We start from the raw sequence: 9,601 nt of genomic DNA on the forward strand, positions 1-9,601 counted from the left end.
ATTAGTAATCATAAGTTAATAGAAATAATTTAGAATTGTAATACTTATGAATTAGCTATTGCCTTTGTAGCAATAGCTTTTATCTTTATATTTGGCTTTACAGCTTATCGTGGTATAACTGGACAATTCCAGTCTCAGCCTACTATTAGTAATGAAGTAAAAAGTAGCATAAAGAAGAAAGATATTTCTAAAAAAGAAGAGACAAAACAAATAGAGTCACAAGAAAAATCGAAGAAGACTGATACAAAATTATCTGATTCTTCTAGTAAACAAGAGACTAAGAAGCAGGAAACAAAGAAAAAAGAGGCAAAATCCTCTTCTAGTAAACAAGAGGCTAAGAAGCAGGAAACAAAGAAAATAGAAACAAAATCTTCTTCTACTAAACAAGAGACAAAGAAGACAGAAACAAACAATTCTTCTAGTAAACAAGAAACCTCTGCTCCTCAACAAGTAGAACCACCTAAACAGGAAACACCTATAAAACAAACTGTTTCAGTACAGGTGATTGGAGTAAATAGCATAATGATGCAGGGGAATATAGAAGTGAATAGTTCTTCTACAGCTTATAGTGTATTAAGAGAACTTGCAAAACAAAATGGTAAGAGTATCTCTACAAAAGGGTTTGGTTCTACTGTTTATGTATCAGGTATAGATGGATTAAAAGAATTTGATCATGGGCCAAGTTCTGGATGGATGTATAAAGTGAATGGTACACCACCAAATATTGGGGCAGGAGCTTATAGGTTAAAAGCAGGAGATCAAGTCATTTGGTATTATGTCAACGCTGAACAATAAGACAAGAGAAATATGTTTGATAGGTATTCTCTCTGCAGTCAATATTGCCTCTAGAGTAGCCTTACAGGCACTTCCTAACTTTAAACCTGTTACATCTATCATTATTATATCTGTACTCTTATTTGGCTTATCATTTGGAATTAAACTCACAGTAGTAACAACTATTGCATCCAATATGATTCTAGGTATGGGAACATGGACAATTTTTCAGATTCTCTCATGGGTAGTCATCTGTTTATTCACTCAATGTATCAGTGACTTCTATAAGAAAATAAATAAAGAACCCCCATTACTTCTTATGGCTCTCTATGCCTTTTTAATGGGTTATGTCTTTGGATTTGTCGTCTCACTCGAACAATTAATTATTGGTGGTCCTGTCTGGTTTGGTATCTATTATGTCCAGGGGCTCTTATTTGATACATTCCATGCAGTAGGTAATTTTGTCTTTTATTTACTTTGTGCACCTATACTTATGCGTTTATTTAAACAGGAAATGTCTCAATATACAAAAGACTATTACAAGTGATTCGGTTGCGAATCACTTTTTTGTCATGTAATAAATATATTGTCAATATCTGAAAGATACATTTTACATATGATATAGAAAGTCTATAATCACAAGTGGATGGAGGTTAAAACTATGACACCATTATTTCCACGTGTTCAAGAAGTAGAGAACATATTTCACAAAATACTCGCAAGTAAAGAAGCTTGTGCAAGACTAAGAGAAACATTCAATTCAAGTCTAGAAGACTTTCAGGGATCAGAAGAATTAAACAATGAGACCTTTTCAAAAGTCGTTCTAGATAGTTATTCAAATCAGGATATTAGTGCATTATTACTCGCTATATGTGGTAAATCTATGTTTGATTTATTACGTGATGCATATTTGATTCCTCAAACATTTCATGGTAAAGCAGGAGAGAATCCAGTGTTACTTACATCACCTTCTGGAGACCTGTTAGAAGGAAAGGACGTCTCACACCATACGATGAGACGATTTAAAAGTATCCTTTCACAACATCAGCCTGTTCCCCGTTCCCTTGTTTATCTGGCTGATGGCTATGATATAGAACGTTATTATAAACATGACGGTTCAGTAGACCAGAGAAAGACAGATGCAGTCAGAGGCATCTTACTTCTTTATGCACTTCCTGATACTAAGAAGCTTCATCTTACACCTGCGCAGGTTTATGCAATCATCTGGGATACATTCTTCAGTATTCAAAAAGAAGCACCTCTTGCTCGTGTTTATTATGGACAGGAAACAGGAGAGAAGAATGATAAAGACTATGATGAAATTGCGATATTGCTTCCTACACATTTGTTTAGAAGACAGATGGTTGAACATATGGAAATCATTGATGGATTAGTTCTATCTTGTAGAGAAAAAATGATGGCTGAAGCCGGTAATGATAGTTTGGAGTTGTAATTATGCCTAGAATCGGATTACGTATTATTAAAACAAGTATTGCTGTCTTCATCATCATGGTATTATTCACTCTCTTTGGTGTACAGAGATCACCTTTCTATGTCCTTATAACCACAATTATCTGTATTCAGCCAGATAAAGAGAATGAAAAGAACCAGGCACTTGTAAGAGCCCTCGGCACACTTATAGGGGCAATTACAGGAGCTATTGTCATGTTTTTACAGCCTTTCATCCATATTGATCTCGCATGGGATTTACTTAATGCATTATTTATTATGTTGACTATTTATTTAACAGTCTTATTTAAAGTACAGCATATGGCATTTATGGCCTGTGTGGCTTATTTAAGTGTTGCAGTGATTCCCCATGCTGGTATTTCACCTTACGCATTCTTATTCTATCGTGTCTTAGATACATGTATTGGTGTTGGTGTAGGTTATCTTGTCTGTACATTACATCTACCAGTTAAAAGAAGAAATGATGTTCTCTTTGTAGCTGAACTTGACGATATGGAACAAACAGCACACCAGCAGTTAAATGACTTCAATAAGACTCAATTGAATAAAATAGTAGATGATGGTGCTTTATTCACTATCATCACAAAAAGAACACCTGCATCCATGCAGGCAGAAATTGAACATCTTAAATTGCATCTCCCAGTGATCGCATTAGATGGCGCAATTTTGTATGACGTACCAAAAAATGAATTACTTTGTACCTACCCATTATCACAAACATTAGGTACAAAGATCACTCAATTATTAGATGATAAACATCTTAATTACTTTTATCACGTTCTCAAAGACGATGTATTATTGACATATTATAATAGTTTCGACCAGTCCGAACAAATGGACTATTATGATATGATGCGTCAATCCCCTTATCGTAATTACATCTTTGGTATGCCTACACACTCATATCAACCTCTTTATATAAGTATTCTTAATACAAAAGAGATTATCTATGATATTATAGATGACCTGATAGATTTAGGATTACATAAACAATTGCGTTATTTTGTAGAAGAAGATTATTTTGAAGGCATGTGCTTACTTAAGATTCTTTCTTATGAAGCCACTCCAGAAAATATGCTGGAAAGATTAAAAGAAAAGTTAGATATTAAAGAAAGTATTGTATATGGTTCATCTGATGCTATATGTGACGTTATTGTACCTGATAATGATTTCAATAGTATCGTAAAAAGTATTCATAACGAATATGAAGGAATTCAAATGAAAAGAAGACAGCCACAATAAGCTGCCTTCTTTTCGTAATGGGGGAGTCTCAATGTATATTCAATTCATGATCAATATCATGGATTTTTTTATTTGTATACTTATTTGCAACTCCCATGATTAAAGTACTTAGTAATACTGCAATAATAGTTAGAATAATATAGATCATAAGAATCACCTCTTTCATGCTTATAATATACATGTATGTTGTGTAATTCGTATGTATTCTCTATGTATTTATTATGTTTTTTTACAATCCTTCCAACATATCATCAAATGTGATACCTAGAGAAAATCCAAAATGGAAATAATCATCCAAAGCATCCTGTAACTTAATAGGACTATAACCATTTCTTAAATCTAGAATATCCTGATTGACTTTAAAGAGTAAATCAACAGAACTGCTCTTTTCAGGCATTTCTTCATGACTCTTGATTTCATCAATCTGTAAGTCATACGCAATACTCATTAATAAGCGCATACCTTCAATATAAGTGTCTAAAAGAGCGTTTTGATCAACCTGAGTATCTTTATCCCAGAATGTATAAACATGTCCTAGTTCTCCTGTATTATACACACATTGCATAAATGCAAGAAGTTTATGGTCAATCTTCTTAATATCTAGAATCTGACCCTTAGGAATATCTAATTCTCTGTTTAATACTAACTGATATAATTTTGATAATTCATTCATTTAAATCACCTCTTATATACTATTATAGTCAATTAAAAAAGAGAATCACGTAGATTCTCTAAATAATCCCTAAACCTTCTATTAAAATCTTAACACCTATGAGAATAAGAATAATACCACCAGTGATCTGTGCTTTCTGTTGATATTTATTCCCAAATATATGACCTATATATACACCAGCTGATGCAATAATAAATGTCGTTAAACCAATAATAGAAATAGCCATGAAGATATTGATAGATTCAAAAGAGAACGTAACACCTACCGCAAGTGCATCAATAGCAGTCGCAATAGCAAGCATCAACATTGTCTTCCATGAGAAGTCATCATTCTGTTTCTCTTCTTCAAATGATTCTTTAATCATATTGATTCCAATAAATGCGAGTAGTATAAATGCAATCCAGTGGTCAATAGAATCCACTAAACCACTCAATGTGGAACCTAGACAATAACCAACAAATGGCATCAATGCCTGGAATCCACCAAACCATACACCACATAACAATATATTCTTAATAGATAACTTCTTTACAGACAATCCTTTACATACAGATACCGCAAAAGCATCCATGGATAACCCAATACCAATAAGTAATATTTCTATACTAGACATCTTTATACCTCAACAGGAATATAATCTTCCTTTACAACCTCATAATGCATATTGGATGCAGTCAGTTCATTGAGTTCATCTAAGAATGATGTATCTCTTAAATAAACATCATAGTGAACTTCTTCATCATACTCAGTATTCATTAATAACAGATTCTTAGATTGTATTAAATAAGATACCTTACGGCTGAAGTGATAGTCAACACTAATACGATATAGTTTAACAAGTTCTTTATCGACTATTTCTGCTTCTTTTAATGCATCTGCAACACTATTAGTATAAGCACGAGTTAATCCTCCGGCCCCTAGTTTAATCCCACCAAAATAACGTGTTACAATCGCAATCACATTATCTATCTTTTGTCTTTGTAATACATTCAACATAGGAAGTCCTGCAGTACCTGATGGTTCACCATCATCATCTGCTTTTTCTAAAGGACCTACTCGATAAGCAACACAGTTATGTGTTGCATCATCTTTAGAATAGAGTTCTATTAAGTCTTTTATTTCTTTTTCATCATTACATGGAATTAGGGTAGTAATGAATTCTGATTTCTTAATAATGATTGTATTTGTCGTTGTTTCTTTGATTGATCTCATAGTTTCACCCGTTCGTATTATAGCGTAAAAGTTGTAAAATAAAAAGAAATAAACTATAATGTACATAGTGTATTATCACTGATGGGGTATTAAAAATGAGTAAAATAGCGATTATTGCAGACAGTGGCTGTCAGATTGATATTAATGGAGAGCATGAAGGTATTTATATTGCACCATTATGTATTGGTCATGGTAGTCAGACATATTTAGATCAATTAGAAATCACAAGTCTTGATGTATTTAATCAGATGAAGGAAACAGATGATATGTTTACAACATCTCAACCTTCGACTGGTTCTTTAATGAAGGCTATGGAAGATGCAAAAAGAGATGGTTATGATGAGTTAATTGGGATTCCTATCGCAACTGGTTTATCATCTACATTAAATGGTATGCAGGTTGCAGCTGATACAGTAGAAATGCCTATTACTTTAATCGATTCTCAAGGAACAGCACATGTTCAAAAGAAGCTTGTTGAAGCAGCACGAAAACTAGTAGAAAAGGGTCAGTCTGTTTCTGAAATTAAAGAAAAGCTTGAAGGTATGGTTAAGCATTCAGGTACAATTATTTTTACACCAAACTTGAATCACCTTAAAAAGGGTGGGCGTATTACGCCTGCAGTCGCAATGCTTGGCAATATGTTGAAGCTTGTTCCAGTTATGGAATTGAATAGTGAATTAGGTGGTAAGATTGATACTTTAGGCAAAGTAAGAACAACACGTAAGGCATGTAAGATGCTTGCTGATCGTGTTGTTGAAAGAGGCGCAAATGCGAAAGATTATACATTTGCGATTGAAGATGTTCTTGCACCTGAAGAAGCTCAGCGTGTAAGAGACTATCTTGAAGAACAATTAGGTCCATGTCAAGTTACCATGAGAGAGTTACCAAGTGTTGTAGGTGCTCATATGGGAATTGGTGGTGTAGGAATCCAATTCATCAAAAATCTCGCAGAGTAGGAAGCAGATGATGAATCTGCTTTTTTTCATATAGAAAGGAGGTATATATATGCAAAGAGAATTTGAAATGGTTGTACAGACAAGTGCAGCTACACAAAGCTTGCGTTATTTATTGAAAAGTGGTGATATGACGTGTATCACCAAAGGAGAAATTACTAAAAGATTAGAAGCAGCAGTTCTTTTACAGGAATTAAGCTTTCAAGCTGTTATGACAAGTGGTGATGTCGTAGAGGATATGTTGGAGAATAATTATGAGGATTATGATGAAGCATTAAGAGACTCTCTTAAGACTCATGGTATTACATTTAAAGACTATACTTTTGCGGTTACTTATAAATATGATGAAGAAGCTGTCTTTAAGCCTTTCTTCTCTAGACAATATGGTGCAGACTTAGGTTTTTCACTCCCATTAGTAGATGATATGAAATATGCGAATATGTGTGTATGTCTTGCATTAATAAAACTATCAAGAGAATATGTACGTACGAGTGTGGGTATTACCCATGATTATACTGATGTAAAACCTAGTATTCATTTGACTTTTAAGCCAGGTATATTCTTACCTAAGCTTATTACAGAAAAACCCTATACAGAACTTACATTCAATGCAGTCTATGCAGCTATATACAAGTTGCGTGCTGCGATACGTTTTTTCTCATATGATCATACAGAAGAAGCATATAAGAAGTGGATTGATGTCATAGAAGAAATGAGTACTCGACCATATGATGGTATATTAGATGATCTAGATGAACTAGATTATGTACCATCAGAAAAAGAAGAACTTTATGTATATGAAGATAAGGTCAATGGTGGAGGTACAGTACAATGTTTAAATAACTCATTTTATGCATTGATACTCTGGGCTGCCATATTGACTAAAGTCATGAATGAACAGTTTTTATATGAAACAAACTACCCAGATATGAACTTATGGGATTATTAATAAAAAGAAAATTATCAAAACACCTATAATAAGGTGTTATCGCCATTAACATTAACGCATAAATTCTTTCTCTTCGCTATAATAGTGTTAGAAAAAAGAGGAGGGAAAGAATATGTTAGAAAGTTATAAAGAAATTACATCAATCTCATTAAATAAATTAAAGGACTATTTAGATGTCATTGATGTATATCATGATTCATTTATTGATACTTGCAGAAGTCAGAAGAAAATAGAAGGTTATATTAAGGCACACCAAAAGAAATACTTAGGTCTATCCTTAAAGAAACTCTATGAAATAGATGATATGCAATGTTTAGAAAATCATCTCGTAATGATTGAATACTTATTTGGAGAACATCCTCGTATTCAATCATTGAATAAGAATTTATGTAACTATATGCTCCATAATGGATCACCATTAGATGTATACCGTATTGTGAGACATTTGATGCCTTTCTCATATCTTGCACTTATCTCTTTATTAGTAGATAAAGAAGTGATTACTTATGCACAGGCTGCTTACTTTTCTTTAGTAGAAGAAGATATAGAAGGGGCTTATGAATACTTGGAGAATTGTGAAGTGGAACCAGATGAATCACTTCTAAATCTTTATGCATCTTATGACTTAATTGGTTATTTCCAGCTTGTGGATCATTATAGTAAAAAGGTATCTTACCAGGTATCAGGAGGCATAAGATGGGAGAAAAAATGTGGGCTGTCTTCTCATTATTGATGAATTCAGAGGAATGCATCAGTGCAGAAGATATACAGCGTCAATTAGAAGAAAAAGGTTATGATATTGGTTTAAAAGCTGTATATGCAGTGATTAAACAGATCAATGTATTTACATCTTTAATGTTTGGAAAAGAAATAATCAAAGCAGTGAGACGTTTTGGTTATATGATTGAAACAGGTTATTTTGATGAAGCACAGATACAATTACTTATTGATATGGTGAATTATCGTCAAGATCTGACAAATAATGATAAAAGAGAAATAGTTAATAAGCTTTTAAAACTTTCACCTGCTAAACAGAAGGATTATCTCATTGTACCAGAATTAGAAGATGATGATGAAGGTGTCTATTCTCTAAGTAAAAATCTAAAGATTATTACTTCCGCAATACGTAATAAGAAGGATATACGTTTCCAGTATGTAGACTATACTATTAGGGATGGACATCCTGTAGAAACATATTCTACTAAGGGTAATGCAGGTATTAATCATGAATATTATAATGTGAGTCCTTATAATACAGTGATTGTGGATGGTCATTACTATTTACGTGCTTATTATAATAAGCATAAGGATTCATTGACTACATTCCGTATTGATCGTATTAGAAAGCTAGATAAGAGCCGTACATATTATTTTGATTTTGATGATGAGGAAAAAATGAGTGAATCATTGAAACAATCACTTGCGAAGTCAATGAATAGTTTCTTTGATGGTGATGAAATTACACTGCATATTCAGTTTGATGGCGTACTTATTAGAGAAGTTGTATCACGTTTAGGAAAAGATATTACTATTAATAAGACTATTGCGCCAATAGAGAATGATCATCAATGGTATGAAACACGTGTTGAAGGAATTATCTTTAATACAGGTTTAATGAACTGGATTAGACAGTTTGGTCCAATGATTATTGTGGTAGGTCCAGAGAAGCTTAAAGGAGCTATTACAGATGGATTAGAAGAGAACTTAAGCTACTATAAAAAATAGGTGATAACTATGTATATATTACAATTAAGTCAAGGTGAGTTAAGTACTAATGTTGGCTTATTTTTCTCAATAGAGGAAGGTAGAAAGCTTATATCTCAATTAGCTGGATATCAGTATGAAGACATTGAAGGGTTTGAGTATGAGTACTTTGATTCTACTACTGTACCTGATTATGTAGAACTAGGATATAATGGTCATATTGTACCTTTTACTACATATATGTTTACAGGTGATGTAAGAGTAGATATTTATTGGAATGAGATAGTGGACTTATCTATACCAGGAGATGGAATGATTGAAGGATCTACAAGAGTGGATGCTTATTCTATTCCTAATAATGAACTTAAGGATTATATAGAGAAAAGAGAACATAACTATAGATGTGTTAAACAATACTTAGAATCTAAAGGATATGAGGTAGAGAGAGCTTATTTTGGTTCTGAAGATGGCGAAGCCATCTTATATAGAAGTTCAGATGAGTGGCATTTCTTGACACATATGGATCCTGGATTTGTGGAATCTGAAGACATAATAAAAGACTTAGACATTTTGATATGATGACCTCCCAGTAGACAGTGCAAATAATTAAAAGCACTGTTTGCT

General features: G+C 33.1%; 12 protein-coding genes. 9 read left to right on the forward strand and 3 right to left on the reverse strand.

All coding sequences use genetic code 11. The annotated features are described in order from the left end of the window. Positions 1 to 522: 522 nt before the first annotated feature. From ACT8VG_RS03795 to ACT8VG_RS03810, 4 genes are all read left to right on the forward strand, one after another. Entirely contained in the window at positions 523 to 795 is a 273-nt protein-coding gene (locus tag ACT8VG_RS03795; protein ID WP_444195240.1) for a DUF4430 domain-containing protein, read from the forward strand. Then, a complete protein-coding gene (locus ACT8VG_RS03800; RefSeq protein WP_444195241.1) occupies positions 776 to 1,321 on the forward strand; it encodes a hypothetical protein in 546 nt (181 codons plus the stop codon). The genes ACT8VG_RS03795 and ACT8VG_RS03800 overlap by 20 nt, the downstream gene beginning before the upstream one ends. Positions 1,322 to 1,435: 114 nt before the next feature. Next, positions 1,436 to 2,227, forward strand: coding sequence for a DUF4866 domain-containing protein (locus tag ACT8VG_RS03805; protein WP_238928276.1), 792 nt, complete (start codon positions 1,436 to 1,438; stop codon positions 2,225 to 2,227). Positions 2,228 to 2,229: 2 nt separating this feature from the next. Beyond that, positions 2,230 to 3,486: an aromatic acid exporter family protein gene (locus ACT8VG_RS03810; protein ID WP_187012849.1), complete on the forward strand. Its 1,257-nt coding sequence runs from the start codon at positions 2,230 to 2,232 to the stop codon at positions 3,484 to 3,486. 229 nt (positions 3,487 to 3,715) lie between these two features. Here ACT8VG_RS03810 and ACT8VG_RS03815 read toward each other — a convergent pair whose 3' ends face one another. From ACT8VG_RS03815 to ACT8VG_RS03825, 3 genes are read right to left on the reverse strand one after another with little or no spacing between them, the layout of a single operon-like run. Continuing rightward, a complete protein-coding gene (locus ACT8VG_RS03815) occupies positions 3,716 to 4,159 on the reverse strand; it encodes a dUTP diphosphatase (protein WP_195920604.1) in 444 nt (147 codons plus the stop codon). Positions 4,160 to 4,217: 58 nt separating this feature from the next. Beyond that, a complete protein-coding gene (locus ACT8VG_RS03820; protein WP_331873686.1) occupies positions 4,218 to 4,772 on the reverse strand; it encodes a manganese efflux pump MntP in 555 nt (184 codons plus the stop codon). A 2-nt stretch (positions 4,773 to 4,774) separates the two neighbouring features. Continuing rightward, positions 4,775 to 5,371 (reverse strand): IMPACT family protein, encoded by a 597-nt coding sequence (locus ACT8VG_RS03825; protein WP_022424525.1) that lies wholly within the window; start codon positions 5,369 to 5,371, stop codon positions 4,775 to 4,777. A 95-nt stretch (positions 5,372 to 5,466) separates the two neighbouring features. Between ACT8VG_RS03825 and ACT8VG_RS03830 the strand changes: the two genes are divergently transcribed. The 5 genes from ACT8VG_RS03830 to ACT8VG_RS03850 all read left to right on the forward strand — a co-directional run bounded on the left by ACT8VG_RS03830 (position 5,467) and on the right by ACT8VG_RS03850 (position 9,556). After that, complete coding sequence (locus tag ACT8VG_RS03830; RefSeq protein WP_440252148.1) at positions 5,467 to 6,327, forward strand: DegV family protein; 861 nt, start codon at positions 5,467 to 5,469, stop codon at positions 6,325 to 6,327. A 49-nt stretch (positions 6,328 to 6,376) separates the two neighbouring features. Further along, positions 6,377 to 7,273 carry a hypothetical protein gene (locus tag ACT8VG_RS03835; RefSeq protein WP_418439323.1) on the forward strand — a complete coding sequence of 299 codons (897 nt, stop codon included), beginning with the start codon at positions 6,377 to 6,379 and terminating at the stop codon, positions 7,271 to 7,273. Between the two features lie 112 nt (positions 7,274 to 7,385). Further along, complete coding sequence (locus ACT8VG_RS03840; RefSeq protein WP_444195242.1) at positions 7,386 to 8,006, forward strand: hypothetical protein; 621 nt, start codon at positions 7,386 to 7,388, stop codon at positions 8,004 to 8,006. Then, positions 7,970 to 8,998: a helix-turn-helix transcriptional regulator gene (locus tag ACT8VG_RS03845; protein WP_117459488.1), complete on the forward strand. Its 1,029-nt coding sequence runs from the start codon at positions 7,970 to 7,972 to the stop codon at positions 8,996 to 8,998. The genes ACT8VG_RS03840 and ACT8VG_RS03845 overlap by 37 nt, the downstream gene beginning before the upstream one ends. Before the next feature lie 9 nt (positions 8,999 to 9,007). Further along, a complete protein-coding gene (locus ACT8VG_RS03850; RefSeq protein ID WP_444195243.1) occupies positions 9,008 to 9,556 on the forward strand; it encodes a hypothetical protein in 549 nt (182 codons plus the stop codon). Positions 9,557 to 9,601 lie beyond the last annotated feature (45 nt).

The sequence above is a fragment of the Catenibacterium sp. genome (genome assembly GCF_052354645.1).
Taxonomy (GTDB): Bacteria; Bacillota_I; Bacilli_A; order Erysipelotrichales; family Coprobacillaceae; genus Catenibacterium; species Catenibacterium mitsuoka_A.